This is a genomic window from Rhizobium sp. UBA1881 (assembly GCF_002338015.1).
Taxonomy (GTDB): Bacteria; Pseudomonadota; Alphaproteobacteria; order Rhizobiales; family Rhizobiaceae; genus Rhizobium.
The window spans coordinates 1-16,054 of sequence record NZ_DDHH01000007.1; the positions used below are offsets into that span (position 1 = coordinate 1).

15 protein-coding genes are annotated in these 16,054 nt (G+C 62.5%); 10 read left to right on the forward strand and 5 right to left on the reverse strand.

Annotated features, from left to right (window positions below; translation table 11 throughout):
• Positions 1-644: aspartate/glutamate racemase family protein (locus B3605_RS00805; RefSeq protein WP_296431633.1), on the reverse strand; the 644-nt coding region annotated here is incomplete at its 3' end.
• Positions 645-928: 284 nt separating this feature from the next.
• On the opposite strand from B3605_RS00805, the gene B3605_RS00810 reads away from it, so the two are divergent.
• Positions 929-2,191, forward strand: coding sequence for an NAD(P)/FAD-dependent oxidoreductase (locus B3605_RS00810; RefSeq protein WP_112941767.1), 1,263 nt, complete (start codon positions 929-931; stop codon positions 2,189-2,191).
• Positions 2,192-2,341: 150 nt separating this feature from the next.
• Here B3605_RS00810 and B3605_RS00815 read toward each other — a convergent pair whose 3' ends face one another.
• A complete protein-coding gene (locus B3605_RS00815; RefSeq protein ID WP_112941766.1) occupies positions 2,342-3,388 on the reverse strand; it encodes an NAD(P)-dependent alcohol dehydrogenase in 1,047 nt (348 codons plus the stop codon).
• Positions 3,389-3,607: 219 nt separating this feature from the next.
• On the opposite strand from B3605_RS00815, the gene B3605_RS00820 reads away from it, so the two are divergent.
• The 3 genes from B3605_RS00820 to ilvC all read left to right on the forward strand — a co-directional run bounded on the left by B3605_RS00820 (position 3,608) and on the right by ilvC (position 6,362).
• The gene (locus B3605_RS00820; RefSeq protein ID WP_112941765.1) at positions 3,608-4,510 is read left to right on the forward strand and encodes an AraC family transcriptional regulator; all 903 of its coding nucleotides are present in this window, start codon (positions 3,608-3,610) and stop codon (positions 4,508-4,510) included.
• Between the two features lie 105 nt (positions 4,511-4,615).
• The gene (locus tag B3605_RS00825; RefSeq protein WP_183794365.1) at positions 4,616-5,284 is read left to right on the forward strand and encodes a TetR/AcrR family transcriptional regulator C-terminal domain-containing protein; all 669 of its coding nucleotides are present in this window, start codon (positions 4,616-4,618) and stop codon (positions 5,282-5,284) included.
• 58 nt (positions 5,285-5,342) lie between these two features.
• Positions 5,343-6,362, forward strand: a complete 1,020-nt coding sequence (gene ilvC / locus B3605_RS00830) for a ketol-acid reductoisomerase (protein ID WP_018900336.1) — start codon at positions 5,343-5,345, stop codon at positions 6,360-6,362.
• A 74-nt stretch (positions 6,363-6,436) separates the two neighbouring features.
• Here ilvC and B3605_RS00835 read toward each other — a convergent pair whose 3' ends face one another.
• The gene (locus tag B3605_RS00835) at positions 6,437-6,694 is read right to left on the reverse strand and encodes a GlsB/YeaQ/YmgE family stress response membrane protein (protein WP_065693678.1); all 258 of its coding nucleotides are present in this window, start codon (positions 6,692-6,694) and stop codon (positions 6,437-6,439) included.
• 143 nt (positions 6,695-6,837) lie between these two features.
• Between B3605_RS00835 and B3605_RS00840 the strand changes: the two genes are divergently transcribed.
• Positions 6,838-7,329, forward strand: coding sequence for a YidB family protein (locus B3605_RS00840; protein WP_112941764.1), 492 nt, complete (start codon positions 6,838-6,840; stop codon positions 7,327-7,329).
• Between the two features lie 74 nt (positions 7,330-7,403).
• Here B3605_RS00840 and B3605_RS00845 read toward each other — a convergent pair whose 3' ends face one another.
• Complete coding sequence (locus tag B3605_RS00845; protein WP_037178791.1) at positions 7,404-8,504, reverse strand: branched-chain amino acid aminotransferase; 1,101 nt, start codon at positions 8,502-8,504, stop codon at positions 7,404-7,406.
• A 201-nt stretch (positions 8,505-8,705) separates the two neighbouring features.
• Here B3605_RS00845 and B3605_RS00850 point away from each other — a divergent pair, with 201 nt between their 5' ends.
• The gene (locus B3605_RS00850; RefSeq protein WP_112941763.1) at positions 8,706-9,929 is read left to right on the forward strand and encodes a PLP-dependent aminotransferase family protein; all 1,224 of its coding nucleotides are present in this window, start codon (positions 8,706-8,708) and stop codon (positions 9,927-9,929) included.
• A gap of 19 nt (positions 9,930-9,948) precedes the next feature.
• Here the strand turns inward: B3605_RS00850 and B3605_RS00855 are convergent, their stop codons facing one another.
• On the reverse strand, positions 9,949-11,007 hold the full coding sequence (locus B3605_RS00855) for an aldo/keto reductase (RefSeq protein WP_111562004.1): 1,059 nt from the start codon (positions 11,005-11,007) through the stop codon (positions 9,949-9,951).
• 168 nt (positions 11,008-11,175) lie between these two features.
• Between B3605_RS00855 and B3605_RS00860 the strand changes: the two genes are divergently transcribed.
• From B3605_RS00860 to B3605_RS00875, 4 genes are all read left to right on the forward strand, one after another.
• Positions 11,176-12,153 (forward strand): ABC transporter substrate-binding protein, encoded by a 978-nt coding sequence (locus B3605_RS00860; protein WP_112941762.1) that lies wholly within the window; start codon positions 11,176-11,178, stop codon positions 12,151-12,153.
• Positions 12,154-12,163: 10 nt separating this feature from the next.
• Entirely contained in the window at positions 12,164-13,858 is a 1,695-nt protein-coding gene (locus B3605_RS00865; RefSeq protein ID WP_112941761.1) for an ABC transporter permease, read from the forward strand.
• Positions 13,846-14,874 (forward strand): ABC transporter ATP-binding protein, encoded by a 1,029-nt coding sequence (locus B3605_RS00870; protein WP_112941760.1) that lies wholly within the window; start codon positions 13,846-13,848, stop codon positions 14,872-14,874. The genes B3605_RS00865 and B3605_RS00870 overlap by 13 nt, the downstream gene beginning before the upstream one ends.
• A gap of 70 nt (positions 14,875-14,944) precedes the next feature.
• Positions 14,945-16,054, forward strand: a complete 1,110-nt coding sequence (locus B3605_RS00875; RefSeq protein ID WP_112941759.1) for an endonuclease/exonuclease/phosphatase family protein — start codon at positions 14,945-14,947, stop codon at positions 16,052-16,054.

The following is a 16,054-nucleotide window of genomic DNA, read 5'->3' on the forward strand; positions in this document are numbered from 1 at the left end:
CGATCTAAGCCGGGCAGGGGCAGATTGTCCGGGTCGAGGATCAGGCAGATCTCGGTGCAGCCGAGGATGATGCTGTCGGCGCCCTTGGCGCGTTCGCGCTCGATGATCTCGAAAAGCGTCTGGCGCGAGCTATCGAGGATCTGGCCGGCGCAGAGTTCGTTGAAGATGATGTCGTGGACGGCCGTGCGGTCGTCCTGATCAGGCACCATGATGTCGAGCCCGAGGCTTTTCACGCGATCGGTATAGAAGCCGTGCTCCATCGTGTAGCGCGTAGCGAGCAGCAGCGGTCGGCGGCATCCGGCGGCCTTCAACGCTGCCGCGGTTTCATCGATGATGTGGATCAGCGGGATAGTAATGTGCTCGGCGACAGGGCCGGCGACGAGGTGCATGGTATTGGTGCAGATCAGGACGCATTCGGCGCCGGCCGATTGCAGGCGTGCGGCGACGTCGCCGAGCCGTTTGCCGGCGGCATCCCAATCGCCGGCTTTCTGCATCCCGACGATCTCTTCGAAGTTCACGGAATGCATCAGCAGTTCGGCGGAGGCGAAGCCGCCGAGGCGGTCGCGAACCATCTCGTTGATCAGGCGATAGTAGACGGCGGAGCTTTCAAAGCTCATGCCACCGATCAGGCCGATTGTCCGCATTCGATGCTGCTCCTTCTGCTGCTGCGTCTTTGCGACGAGCGTTCTTCTGGCGGTCGCCCGCTTTAGGGCGCATCATGCAAATAACGGGCGGAATTGCCAGCCGATCCTGTTCTTTTGTATGAGGAAATGCCGCATTTGGGATCGTGCATGTCGTCGCTCCAGCCCGCGCGCTGATTGGTCGCAGTCCCGACAACGCAGGTTAGCTATGCTGAAACGGTGGTTGAAACGGGGCTAGGGAAGATGACATTGGTCAATTCTTATGCAAATTACCAAAAGGGTAGATTATGGCCGATCATCACGTCGTCGTTGTTGGAGGGGGCTTCGGAGGGCTGCAACTCGTAAACGACCTTAAAGGCGCTGGTGTCCGCATTACGCTTGTCGATCGGCGCAATCACCATCTCTTCCAGCCCCTGCTATACCAAGTCGCCACAACGATTTTGTCGACCTCCGAGATCGCCTGGCCGATCCGCCATCTCTACAGCGACCGCCCCGAAGTGACGACGCTGCTCGGCGATGTCTCGGGCGTCGATACCGGCACGAAGTCGGTCACGCTGCGCGATGGCAACGTCCTGCAATACGACACGCTGGTGCTCGCCACGGGCGCGACCCATGCATATTTCGGTCGCGACGACTGGGCGCCGGTGGCGCAGGGCCTGAAGACGCTCGAGGATGCGACGACGATCCGCCGCCGCGTGCTTCTGGCCTTCGAAAAGGCGGAGACGGCGCTCGATCAGGCCGAGCGCGACGCGCTCTTGACCTTCATCATCATCGGCGCCGGCCCGACGGGCGTGGAGCTTGCCGGCATCATCGCCGAACTGGCGCACAAGACGCTGCCGAAGGAATTCCGCAATATCGACACGCGCAAGGCCAAGGTCATCCTCGTGGAGGCCGGACCGCGGGTCTTGCCGACCTTCGTGCCCGAACTGTCCGAATATGCCTTGAAGGCGCTCAACGATCTTGGCGTCGAGGTGCGGCTTGGAAAGCCGGTCACCGAATGCACGGCCGAGGGTGTGCAGATCGGCGAGGAGTTCATCCCGAGCCGGACGATCAGCTGGGCCGCCGGCGTTCAGGCGTCGCCGGCCGCGAAGTGGTTGGGCATCTCGGCCGACCGCGCCGGCCGCGCGATCGTCGAGAAGGATCTGACCGCACCGGGCCTGCCCGAGGTCTTCGTCATCGGCGACACCGCTTCGGTGACGCAGGAGAGCGGCGCGCCGGTGCCGGGTGTCGCGCCCGCCGCCAAGCAGCAGGGCGCCTTCGTTGCCAAGGTCATCCACGCACGGATGAAGGGCAAGACGCCGCCGGCCTTCAAATACAGGCACCAGGGCAGCCTGGCGACGATCGGCCGGAGTGCCGCAATCGCCGATTTCGGAAAGATCAAGCTCAAGGGCGGGCTCGCCTGGTGGATCTGGGGCATCGCCCACATCTACTTCCTGATAGGCACCCGCTCGCGCTTTTCGGTCGCCTGGAGCTGGCTGTGGATATTCCTCAGCGGCCAGCACAGCGCCCGCCTGATCACGCAGCGCGAGACCATCGCGGACGAGAAGTAGGCCTCGTCGGCCTGTCGCGACGACCATTCGAAAGCCTCCGGTGCGAACCGGCGGCTTTTCCTTTTGGCAACGGCCACGAAAAAGCCCCCGCCGGATGACGGGGGCTTCGGTTTTCGATTGGTGGAGCGGGCGAACCCGCTATCCGTTGGATCAGGCTGCCAGCGAGGCGATGTCGATGACGAAGCGGTAGCGAACGTCGCTCTTCAGCACGCGCTCGTAAGCTTCGTTGACGTCCTGGATGTTGATCTTCTCGATTTCCGAGACGATGTTGTGCTCGCCGCAGAAATCCAGCATTTCCTGGGTTTCCTTGATCGAGCCGATCATCGAGCCGGCCAGCGTGCGGCGGGCCGGGATCAGCGAGAAGGCGTGGACCGGGACGGCATTTTCCGGAACACCGAGCAGGACCATCGTGCCATTGACCTTCAGCAGGTTCAGGTAGGCATTCCAGTCGATCTCGGCGGAAACGGTGCACAGGATCAGGTCGAAGGTGCCTGCGAGCTTTTCGAAGGTCGACGCATCAGACGTTGCGTAGTATTCCTTGGCGCCGAGCTTCAGGCCGTCTTCCTTCTTCGACAGCGACTGCGAGAGGACGGTGATATCGGCACCCATCGCGGAGCCGATCTTGACGCCCATGTGGCCGAGGCCACCCATGCCGACGATGGCGACCTTCTTGCCGGGGCCGGCATTCCAGTGCTTCAGCGGCGAGTAGAGGGTGATGCCGGCGCACAGAAGCGGCGCGGAGGCGTCGAGCGGCAGGTTGCCGGGGATCGACAGGACGTAGTCTTCCCTGACGACGATCGAGTCGGAGTAACCGCCCTGCGTTGCCGTCTTGCCGTCGCGATCGACGCTGTTGTAGGTGCCGACGAGGCCCGGCATGTACTGCTCGTTGTCGAGGTCGCGGGTTGCGCAGCCGACGCAGCTGTCGACGAAGCAGCCGACGCCGACGTGGTCGCCGACCTTGAACTTGGTGACGTTGGCGCCGACGGCCGAAACGACGCCGGCAATCTCGTGACCCGGTACGATCGGGTAGACGGCATTCTTCCATTCGTTGCGAACGGTGTGAATGTCGGAGTGGCAGATGCCGGCGTACTTGATGTCGATGACGACGTCATCCGCGTTCGGGTCCCGACGTTCGAAGGTGAACGGCGTCAGCGGCTTGGATGCATCGGTAGCGGCGTAGCCTCTTGCGATTGGCATGGGAAGTATCCTTCTTTGGCGGGGTGGAAAGGGATGGTGCCCTTATGCGCCAGCAAGGGCACGCAGCGTTAGAGCGATCCTCTCGTGTTCTTGCACGATCCTGCAAAAATGCTGGAGACCTGTAAAAGTGAGTGACGGCGGTATTTGCGGTCATGCAAATCCATCCTAGATAAGCAGTCCAAACGGCAGGCAAGCCGTTTTCACCGGAAAGTGCGACTGATGACCTTGCTGTTTAACCGCTACCAGGAGATCGCTTCGATCGCGGGACGCTTCGCGCTTGGCGACGGAGAAGTGCAGACCGGGATCGAGGGGCTGGGGATCAGCCGCCGCACGACGCCCAGTGCGCCTTGCCATGGCAGCTACCGACCCTGTTTCGCCATGGTCATCCAGGGGGCGAAAAGCCTGCAACTCGGCACCGATACCATCAATTACGGGGCGGGTGACTATCTGCTGACGTCGGTCGACCTGCCGGTCGCATGGCGGGTGGTGGAGGCGAGCGCCGAGGTTCCGCATCTTTGCATCACGCTTGCGATCAACAGCGAAAAGCTGCTCCATCTGCTCAGCCGCTCGACCATACAGCGCAGCGCGGCACCGCCACCGGGCCAGCGCGGCATCGTGGTCAACGTGGCGACGCCGGAGCTGCTCGACGCGGCGGTCAGGCTTCTGCGCTTGCTTGATAGTCCAGCGGATATCGCGGCGATGGCGCCGCTCATCGAGCAGGAAATTCTCTATCGCATTCTGACGGGACCGGCGGGCGACCAGTTGATCGATATCGCGATCGCCGACAGGCAGGGTAACCGGATCGCCCGGGCGATCGCCTGGCTGCGCGAAAATTTCGCGCGGACACTGCGCATCGAGGAGCTGGCCGAGCACGTCAACATGAGCGTCTCGTCGTTCCACCATCATTTCAAGTCGATCACGGCGATGACGCCGGTGCAGTATCAGAAGCAGATCCGTCTCCACGAAGCGCGGCGGCTTATGCTGATCGAGCGGCTAGATGCCGGCACCGCCGGCCATCGCGTCGGATACCAGAGCCCGTCACAGTTCAGCCGCGAATATAGCCGTCTATACGGGCTGTCGCCGGCGCGTGATGTGGATGCCGTGCTGAACGCTGCCGAATAAACAAGCGCGGCACGCCGAAAATTTATGCTTCTGCCTTTTGCTGGCTCTTGACGAGTGGGTGCTTCTGGGCGATAAGCGCTCAAGAACCGTACCGTACGGTACTTATTGGGAGCGAATGTCGTGTCTGTCGAAAACTTGGAGCCAAGCGAATTTTCGCCGCGCCAGAACGCCGTTCTGGAGCAGGCGCTGCGGTTGCTCGTCGATGGCGGCGAAAAGGCGCTGACGACATCGGGCGTCGCGCGCGCGGCCAATTGCTCCAAGGAAAGCCTCTACAAGTGGTTCGGCGACCGCGACGGCCTGCTGTCGGCGATGATCGCTTACCAGGCGAGCAAGGTGCGCACCTTCGAGCGCAACGGCGAGCGGCTGACATCGGCCAGCCTGCACGACCATCTCGTTATTTTCTCACGTGACCTGCTGGAAGTTCTGGCGGGCGACGTGTCGCTGGCGCTGAACCGCCTGGCGATCGGCCAGTCGCCGCGCGACGGCTCGAAGCTCGGCAAGCTTTTGCTCGAGCGCGGCCGTCGGCAGATCGACCGCCGCGCCATGGGGCTCATCGATTCCGGCAAGCGGGCAGGGCTGCTGCGCTTTAACGATGCCGACGAAGCCTATCACACACTTTACGGCCTGATCGTTTCCGACCTGCATGTGCGCATGCTGCTTGGAGACACCACGGGCGTTACGGATACCGCGCGCCAGGCGGAAAAGGCGGTGACCGCCTTCCTCCGGCTCTACGGGACGGAGAAGGCGCTGGCCGACATGCCGGCCGTCGTCTGACGACAGATTTACCGAATACTGACAGTCTACAAGACAAGCAAAGGGAAGGACAATTCAAATGCGCGTCTATTACGATCGTGATGCAGACCTCAACCTCATCAAGTCCAAGAACGTCGTCATCGTCGGCTACGGCTCCCAGGGTCGCGCCCACGCGCTGAACCTGAAGGACAGCGGTGCTGCCAACGTCGCCATCGCGCTGAAGGCCGGTTCGCCGACCATCAAGAAGGCCGAAGCCGACGGCTTCAAGGTCATGACCGTTGCCGACGCCGCCAAGTGGGGCGACCTGATCATGATGGCAACGCCTGACGAACTGCAGGCCGACATCTACAAGGCCGACATTGCCGGCAACATCCGCGACGGCGCTGCCATCGCTTTCGCACACGGCCTCAACGTTCACTTCGGCCTGATCGAGCCGAAGGCTTCGCTCGACGTCGTCATGATCGCACCGAAGGGCCCGGGCCACACGGTTCGCGGCGAATACCAGAAGGGCGGCGGCGTTCCCTGCCTCGTTGCCGTTCACCAGAACGCTTCGGGCAACGCTCTTGAACTCGCTCTTTCCTACGCTTGCGGCGTCGGCGGCGGTCGTTCGGGCATCATCGAAACCAACTTCCGCGAAGAGTGCGAAACCGACCTCTTCGGCGAACAGGTCGTTCTGTGCGGCGGTCTCGTCGAGCTGATCCGCGCCGGCTTCGAAACGCTGACGGAAGCTGGCTACGCGCCTGAAATGGCCTACTTCGAGTGCCTGCACGAAGTTAAGCTCATCGTCGACCTGATCTATGAAGGCGGTATCGCCAACATGAACTACTCGATCTCGAACACCGCTGAGTGGGGCGAATACGTCACCGGTCCGCGCATCATCACCGAAGAGACCAAGGCCGAGATGAAGCGTGTCCTCAAGGACATCCAGACCGGCAAGTTCACCTCGGATTGGATGCAGGAATACCGTGCCGGCGCTGCCCGCTTCAAGGGTATCCGCCGCGTCAACGACGAGCATCCGATCGAAGAAGTCGGCGCCAAGCTGCGCGGCATGATGCCTTGGATCGGCAAGAACAAGCTGGTCGACAAGGCCGTCAACTAAGCTTTTCTGCTATCACAGATATGAAAGGCCGGTGCGAAAGCGCCGGCCTTTTCGTTTGGTGCGATGTTAGGAGGCTAGATCGATCTGCGGCCGCTGACGGCATGATACAGCCACAGCACCACGACCGCGCCGATGACGGCAACGACGAGGCTGTAGATGTTGAAGCCGGTGACGCCGGAGGCGCCGAAGAAGGTGAAGATGACACCGCCGACGATGGCGCCGACGATCCCCAGCACGATGTCCATCAGCATGCCTGAGCCGGTCTTGTTGACGATCTTGCTGCCGATGAAGCCGGCGATCAGCCCGAGAATAATCCACCCGATGACAGACATCTTGTCTTCCCCTCCTTGAATGGGCGGACAATCCGACCATCTTTCAGCATCAGCTAAAGTTGTCATGGCGGAATTCAAGGCTCGGTCGGGCCTCATGTTGTGTTTTTGCTCTTCGTTTCAAAACAACACCGAAGGAGAATGACATGGGATTGTTTGATGATGCCGTTCCCGGTGGGAACATCTCGAAGCCGATCATGATCGCGCTCGGCGCGCTTCTCGTCGGCAAGCTGCTTGGCGCCGGTGGCAAGAGCGAGCCGGAACAAGCGCAACAGCCGAACCAGCAAGCCAATACCGGCGCCGACGATGGCGGGCTGCTTGGCAATCTTGGCGGGCTCGCGGGCAGCCTGGGCGGTCTCGGCGGTTTGGGCGGATTGCTGGGCAAGCTCGCTGAGGCAGGGCAGGGGTCGGTCGCCGATTCCTGGGTAAAGCCTGGCCAGAACCAGCCGATAGCGCCCGGTAATCTGGAAAGCGCGCTTGGCTCGCAGACGATCAGCGATCTGGCGCGTCAGGCCGGGATCAGCGAGCAGGAGCTTCTGGCCCAGCTTTCCAAGGTTCTCCCTGGGGTCGTCGACAAGCTGACGCCGCAAGGGCAGATTCCGAGCCAGGCGCAGATTGCGGCACTTCTGCGCTCCTGATTGCCCGACATGAAAAGGCCGGCTGAGGTGGAAACCTTGCCGGCCTTTCGTGGTGATCGGATATGTCGGATGGCTTACGCCATGATACGGCGGGTCCAGCCGCGCTGGTCGTTGGTGACGCCCTTCTGCAGGCCGACGAGCTCGTTGCGCAGTTCCGTCGTCAGCTTGCCGGTCTCACCGTTGCCGACCTTGAACTCGCCGCCGGCGTGGCGGACGAGGCCGATGCCGGCGAGCACCGCGGCGGTGCCGCAGGCGAAGGCTTCGACCAGCTTGCCGCTGGCCGCATCAGCCTGCCACTCCGCAAACGAGTAGGGGCGCTGCTCGACCTTGAGGCCCTTTTCTTCCGCGAGAACGATGACCGAGGCGCGGGTGATGCCCGGCAGGATGGTGCCGCCGAGCGGCGGGGTGACGACGGTGCCGTCGTTCATCACGAAGAAGACGTTCATGCCGCCGAGTTCTTCGACCCAGCGATGCTCGGCCGCATCGAGGAACACGACCTGATCGCATTCCTTCTTGGCAGCTTGCGCCTGCGCCACGAGGCTGGCAGCGTAGTTGCCGCCGCACTTCGCTGCACCCGTGCCGCCGGCGGCAGCGCGCGTGTATTCGGTCTCGACCCACAGCGATACGGCCTTGGCGCCGCCCTTGAAGTAGGCACCGACGGGCGAAGCGATGACGCAGAAGATATATTCCTGCGCCGGACGAACACCGAGGAAGGCTTCGTTGGCGAACATGAAGGGACGCAGATAGAGGCTGCCGTCGCCCGACGGAATCCAGTTCTTGTCGATGCGGACAAGCTCTTCGACCGCCTTGAGAAAGAGGTCTTCGGGAACCGGCGGCATGGCCATGCGCTCTGCCGACTGGTTGAAGCGGCTGGCGTTCTGTTCCGGGCGGAAGAGCAGGATGCGGCCATCATCGGCCTTGTAGGCCTTCATGCCCTCGAAGATTTCCTGGGCGTAGTGCAGGACGGCGCTTGCCGGATCGAGTTCCAGCGGGCGGCGCGGCGTGACCTTGGCATCGTGCCAGCCCTTGTCCGATGTCCACTTCGCCAGCACCATGTGATCGGTGAAGACCTTGCCGAAGCCGGGCGTTTCCAGCGCCTTGGTGCGGTCCGCGTCGGAGACCGGCGAGGTATGGAATTCGATCTTGATTTCGGGAGTATTCGACGACGCGGTCATTTCCGGGCACCTTCATAGCCTGTTTGATTTCGGCGGCGACACTACTGCCGTAGCCTGTGCTTTGCAAAGGCCGATTTCGCCGGCTTTCGCATTAAAAGACCCGAAAATTGTCACGGTAGCAAACAAATAGGTCAGTAATGTTGACTTATCATTTATTGCGTGGTCTTGTCCAGTAAAGACAAAAAATTTCGAGGAAACCCCATGCTGAATTGGGAAAACATCTTTGCAACCCGCTCGTCGCGCATGCGCGCTTCGGAAATCCGCGAACTCCTGAAGCTTCTCGATCAGCCCGACATTATTTCGTTCGCGGGCGGAATTCCCGATCCGGCGCTGTTTCCGGACAAGGAGTTCAAGCAGGCCTATTCGGATATCTTCGACAGCACGGCAGTCAATTCGGCCCTGCAGTATTCGGTGAGCGAAGGCTACAAGCCGCTGCGCGAATGGCTGGTGGGCGAGATGGGCAAGCTCGGGATTGCCTGTGGCCTCGACAACGTCTTCATCGTTTCCGGCTCGCAGCAGGGGCTCGATTATCTCGGCAAGCTGTTCCTGTCGCCCAACGATACGGCGCTGGTGACGTGGCCGACCTATCTCGGCGCGCTGCAGGCATTCAACGCCTATGAGCCCGCCTATGACCAGCTGACGCCGAACGGCAACCGCACGCCAGCGTCCTATCAGGCGCAGGCCAAGGAGGCCGGCGGCAAGGTGAAGTTCGCCTATCTCTCCGCCGATTTTTCCAACCCGACCGGCGAGACCGTCGACCTTGAGGGCCGCCAGAAGCTGATCAAGCTCGCCGACGAGATGGACATCGCCATCATCGAGGACGCTGCCTATCAGTCGCTGCGCTATGACGGCGAGGCGATCGCGCCGATCCTGTCGCTGGAGATCGCCGAGAAGGGCGATATCGACAAGACAAGGACGATCTATTGCGGCTCCTTCTCCAAGACGCTGGCGCCCGGCCTGCGCGTCGGCTTCATCGTCGCCAACGCGCCTGTCATCCGCAAGCTGGTGCTGATGAAGCAGGCGGCCGATCTGCATTCCTCGACGATCAACCAGATCGCCATCGCCGAGGTGGCACGCAAGGGCTTCGATGCCCAGGTCGCCAAGATCAAGGCGGCCTACAGTAAGCGTCGCGACGCGATGCTGGCGGCACTCGCAAAGCATATGCCGGAGGGCGTGAGCTGGACGAAGCCCGAGGGCGGCATGTTCGTCTGGGTGACGTTGCCGAAGGGTATGGATGGAGCCAAGCTGCTGGCGAAATCGATCGAGACCGTCAAGGTGGCCTTCGTGCCGGGCCGTGCCTTCTTTGCCGATGGTTCGGGCGAGAACACCTTGCGCATGAGTTTTTCGTCGAGCAACGAGGAGAAGATCGAGGAAGGCATCGCGCGGCTTGGAGAGCTGATCGCGGGCGAGATCGGCGGCCACTGAGCCGCCGACCGTTTCGGTGTCATTGATTGAGGTGCGGGCCGAGCAAGGATAGATCGGCCTCGCCAAGCCTGTCGCTGGCGGTGTTGCGCTGGTGCCAGTAAGGATAGAGCAGCTGCGGCAGGCTGACATCGTCGAGCCGCTTGCGCTCTTCCGCCGACAGTTTCAGGTCGGCTGCCGCCAGATTGTCCTTGAACTGCGCTTCCGTGCGTCCACCGATGATGACCGACGTCACCGCCTGGCGACCAAGCAGCCACGCGAGCGCCACCTGGGCCGCCGAGACGTTGCGGCTTTCGGCGACTGATACCAGCGTTTCCACGATATTCCACAGGCGGTCCTCGTCGCGGATCGGCGGCTCGGTCCAGCCGGCGAACTGGCGGGTGCCTTCGGGGGCGGCCTGGTTGCGGCGGTGCTTGCCCGACAGAAGGCCGCCGGCGAGCGGGCTCCAGACCAGCACGCCCAGCCCCTGGTCGAGGCTGATCGGCAACAGCTCGAATTCGGCGTCGCGGGCTTCCAGCGTGTAGTGGATCTGCTGGCTGACGAAGCGCTCGCGGTGCTCGCGTTCGCTGATGCCCAGCGCCTTCATGATGTGCCAGCCGGAGAAGTTGGAGCATCCGACGTAGCGGACCTTGCCCTGCTTCACCAGCGTATCCAGCGCTTCCAGCGTCTCCTCGAGCGGCGTCTGGCCGTCCCATTCATGCACCTGGTAGAGATCGATGACATCGGTCTTCATGCGCTTCAGGCTGGCTTCGCAGGCGCTGATCAGGTGGTAGCGCGAATTGCCGGCGTCGTTCGGCCCTTCGCCCATCGGGAAGCGGGCCTTGGTGGCGATCAGCGTGCCGTTCTTCCTGACGCCGCCGAGGATTTCGCCGATGATTTCCTCGGATGCACCCGCCGAATAGACGTCGGCCGTATCGATCAAATTGACGCCAGCGTCGATGCACATGTCGACCAGACGGCGGGCTTCCGAGACGCCGAGGTCGCCCACGGTCTTTGCCCAGCCCTTGCCGCCGAAGGTCATGGTGCCCATGGTGAGCGTGGAAACCCTGAGGCCCGAACGGCCCAATTGACGATATTCCATAAGACTTCCTCCTGTCCCGAAATCGAAAATCAAAACGCGGGCTAGAAGATAGGGGTGAGGTGATGGGGTCAAGGGGCGGGCGGCCCGTGATTGGCAAATGCCAACTGTCACAATCGTGTTAATCCAGATGTCTAATGAACGGGCCTTCCATCACCGAGGGCATTATCCATGAAGACCATCGTTTCCGCCGCAGCCCTTCTCGCTGCAAGCCTGTTTGCCATTCCCGCATCCGCCGAAAACCTGGTGCTCTACACCAGCCAGCCGAACGAGGATGCGCAGGCAACCGTCGATGGCTTCATGGCCGCCAATCCCGATATCAAGGTCGACTGGGTGCGCGACGGCACGCCGAAGATCATGGCCAAGCTGCAGGCCGAGATCGAGGCCGGCAATCCGGTTGCCGACGTTCTCCTGATCGCCGACACCGTGACGCTGGAACGCCTCAAGGAAGCCGGCAAGCTGATGGCCTACAAGTCGCCTGAGGCCGCCAACTACGACGCCTCGCTCTACGACGCCGACGGCTACTACTATTCGACCAAGCTGATCACGACAGGCATCATCTACAACACGTCCGCTTCGCTGAAGCCGACGAGCTGGAAGGACCTGACGAAGCCGGAAGCCAAGGGCCTCGTCACCATGCCGAGCCCGCTGACCTCGGGTGCGGCGCTCATCCATGCGCAGACGCTTGCCGGCGTCGATGGCCTCGGCTGGGACTTCTACAAGGATCTGGCCGCAAACGGCGCAACCGCTGCCGGTGGTAACGGCGGTATCCTCAAGGCCGTCGCCTCGGGCGAAAAGGCCTATGGCATGATCGTCGACTACATGCCGATCCGCGAAAAGGCCAAGGGCGCGCCGGTCGAGTTCGTCTTCCCGACGGAAGGCGTTTCCGCCGTGACCGAGCCGGTCGGCATCCTCGCCAGCGCCAAGAACGCCGACGCCGCCAAGAAGTTCGTCGATTACGTGCTCTCCGAAAAGGGCCAGGAAGGTTTCGTCAAGCTCGGCTATATCCCTGCTCGTAACGGCATGAAGCTTCCGGAAGGCTTCCCGGCACGCGACACGATCAAGGTGCTGCCGATCAACGCAGCCTCCGCGCTCAAGAACACCGATGCCGACCTGAAGACCTTCTCGGGCATCTACGGCTCGAACTGATCTCATCTCGATGTACGGATATGTGCGTCCCGGAAACAGCCAGCCCGTCTGGCTGTTTCCTTTTATCGTTCTGATCGTCCTCATTCTCAGCGTGCTGCCGCTTGCGCGGCTGGCGATGACGGGTGTTGCCGCACTCGCCAACGGCGGCGCGATTGCGGTTCTGTCCGATCCGGCGCTCTGGTCGGCGACCTATTACACGCTGGTCACGGCCGTCTTGGGCACGATCATCTCGCTCGCGATCGGCTGCACCTTCGCCTTCCTGCTGACGCTCACCGATATCAGGGCCAAGGGGCTGATCAGCTTCCTCTTCGTGCTGCCGATGATGATCCCGCCGCAGGTGACAGCACTTGCCTGGGTGCAGATGTCGGGGCCGTCGAGCCCACTTCTGAAGGCGCTGCATATCGCGCCGCCGCTGGGCTCGCCGCAGCCGCTCTATTCGATCGGCGGCATTGCGCTGCTTTATGGCGTGCAGCATGCGCCGCTGGTCTATCTGGCGCTGCGCGCCAGCCTGATGTCGCTGCCGCGCGACGGGGTCGAGGCGGCTCGTCTTTCGGGCGCCTCCAGCTTCCGGGTGTTCCGCGACATCATCCTGCCGCTGTCGCTGCCTGGGATCATCGCGGGGGCGGCGATTTCCTTCGTTTCCTGCACCGGCAATTTCGGCATTCCCGCCATTCTCGGCATCCCGGCCTCGATCTACACACTGCCGACGCTGATCTTCACCAAGTTCTCGGCCTTCACCAGCCGCACCTTCGGCGACGTCGCGCTGCTTTCGGCGATCATCGCGATCATCTCGGTGGCGGGGCTCGCCATTCAGGACCGGGCGCTGCGCGGGCGCGATTATCGCGTGCTTGGTCTTTCCGGCGCGACCGCCACTTTCGAGCTCGGATACTGGAAGCTCCTGTTTGCGCCGGTACTCTGGATCGTCATCTTCTTCATGCTGGCGGCACCGTTCTTCGCGCTGCTCGCGGGCGCGCTGGTGCCGGCCTATGGCGTGCCCTTGACCTTCAAGACCATGACCTTCCATGCCTTCTCCGAGATCCTTTTCAAGCAGGCGGTGACGCGCACGGCTTTCGTCAATTCGCTGTCGCTTGCGGCGGGCACTGCGATGTGTCTCCTTGTGGTGACCGTGCTCACCGCCTATGCGCTGACGCGGCGCAGGGATGTGCTTGGGCGCGTCGTCGCCAGCGTCATCGAGATCCCGTATTCGTTGCCGGGGATCGTCGTCGCGGTGTCGTTCATCCTGGTCTTCGCGGCACCCATCCCGCTGATCAACATGACGATCTACGGCACCGTCTGGATCATCCTGATCGCCTATCTCTCCAGCTTCTTCGCCGTCAGCCTCAAGCCTGTGGTCAGTGCCTTTCACCAGCTCGATCCGGCGCTGGAAGAGGCGGCGCGGCTGTCGGGGGCGGGGTTCTTTCGGCGGCTGAAGGATATCATCGTGCCGCTGATCGCGCCGGCGGCGGGTGCCTCGGTGATCCTCGTCTTTTTGATTGCCTGCAACGAGCTCACCATCTCGGCGCTGCTCTGGTCGGCGGGCACGCAGACGCTCGGCGTCGCCATCTACAATCTCGATGACAGCGGCAGCTCCGATCTCGCTTCAGCGCTGTCGGTGCTCGTCGTTCTCATGGTCGTTTTCATGATGCTGCTTCTGGAACTGATGGCAAAGCGGCTGCCGAAGGGAGTTGTGCCGTGGCGAAACTGATCCTCAATCGCGTCGCCAAGGATTTCGGCACCGGCCGGGCCGCCGTCTCCAACCTTTCGATCGATGTGCGCGAGGGCGGCTTCCTGGCGCTGCTCGGGCCGTCCGGCTGCGGCAAGACGACGGTGCTTCGCATGATCGCCGGCTTCGAGACGCCGACGGACGGGTCGCTGCATCTCGGCGAACGGTTGCTTGCCGACGCCTCGCAATCGCTGCCGCCGGAAAAGCGCAACATGGCGATGGTGTTCCAGTCCTATGCGCTGTGGCCGCATATGAGTGTCGCCGACAATGTCGGCTATCCCCTGAAGGTGCGCGGGATCTCGGGCGAGGCCTATCGCAAGAAGGTTGGCGAGGCGCTGTCGACCGTGAGGCTCGAAGCCTATGCGGAGCGGCGGCCGGCCGATCTCTCGGGCGGGCAGCGGCAGCGTGTGGCGCTGGCGCGCTGCCTCGTCACATCGCCCGACGTGGTGCTGCTCGACGAGCCGCTTGCCAATCTTGACCGGCACCTGAAGCAGGAGATGGAGGAGACGTTTCGCGAGTTCCACCAGCGCTCCGGCGCGACCATGGTCTACGTCACCCACGACCAGAGCGAGGCGATGGCGCTGGCGACCGATGTCGCGGTGATGTCGGAAGGGCAGCTGCTGCAGGTGGCGCCGCCGGATGAGATTTATGCGCGGCCTGAAGGGCGCGTCGTCGGCGGGTTGATCGGCCGTGGCGCGATCGTTTCGCTGAAGTCCCCTGATGGTGACGTCAGGCAACTGGATTGGGCGGCGGTTGAACCGCTGTTTGCGGGCGAGGGTGGTTCGGCCTCGCGGTCGGATATTCTGGTGCGGCAGGAGGATGTCATCCTCGGCGGCGAGGGGATCGCGGCGACCGTCGAATCCGTTCTCTACGAGGGCGAGCGATATGCCGCCCGGCTGAGGCTTGCGGACGGGCAGATCCTCAGGGCTTTTAGCCGCTCGAAGCTTGCCGTCGGCGATGAGGTCCGGGCCGTCGTGCGCGGCGCCTGGCGGCTATGATCGGCGAAGCGGGCTTTCCGAAGCGGGATTTGGTGGCTAGTGTTGGCGCAAAGCCAACCGGAAGTGCCTGATGTCGCTACGCATTGCCACCTTCAACGTCGAAAACCTCATGACGCGGTTCGACTTCACCGGATTTCGAAACCAGCTGCGCCAGGACCGGGTGATCAAGCTCTTCGAGGTCCACAGCGAGGGCGTCTACCAGCAGCTGGAGCAGGCGCGTGTGATCGCGTCCACCGACGATACCAGGCAGATGACGGCGCTGGCGATTGCCGACGCGGATGCCGATATCCTCTGCCTGCAGGAGATCGACAACATGGAGGCGCTGCAGGCCTTCGAATACGGCTATCTCTTCCGCATGGTCGGCAACGGCTATCGGCAGAAATATCTGGTCGAGGGCAATGACAGCCGCGGCATCGACGTCGCGGTTCTGATGCGCGAGGAGACACGCGACGGGCAGAAGATCGAGCTGGTCGAGATCAAGAGCCACGCGATGACCACCTATCGCGATCTCGATCTTTTCAACGACGAGCTCGCGGAACACGCGCATCTCGACGACAAGATTTTCAAGCGCGACTGCCTTGAGCTCGATCTCAGGATCGGCGGCGTGCCGGTGACGCTCTATGTCGTGCACTTCAAATCGATGGGCGGGCCGCGCGAGGGTGTGGATGGTCGGCGCTACACGATGCCGGTTCGCCGGGCCGAGGCGAAGGCGGTGCGGGGGATTATCGAGAACCGATTCGGAGCCGGTAACACTGACGGCAAGCGCTTCGTCATCTGCGGCGACATGAACGATTATCAGGAGCGCGTCGACGTGATCGGGCGGCGGCGGACGGGCTATTCTTTCAAACATGAGGACGAGAGCGAGAGCGCGCTCGACGAACTCAGCCGCGATGGATTCGCGGAGAACGTCGTGCGCCGCCGCGATCCTCTCGATCGCTGGACGCTCTACCACGCGCGCGGGCCTGAGGAGCAGTGGCTGTGCCAGCTCGACTACATCTGGCTGTCGCCGGCGCTGGCTAAGACAAATACCGGACGGCTGCCGGAGATCATTCGCAACGGCCAGCCCTTCCGCACGGTGTTTCCGCCGGGCCAGGAGGTCGAGCGCTATCCTCGCACCGGCTGGGACCGGCCGAAGGCGTCGGATCATTGCCCTGTCGTCATGGAACTCGATTTGACATGA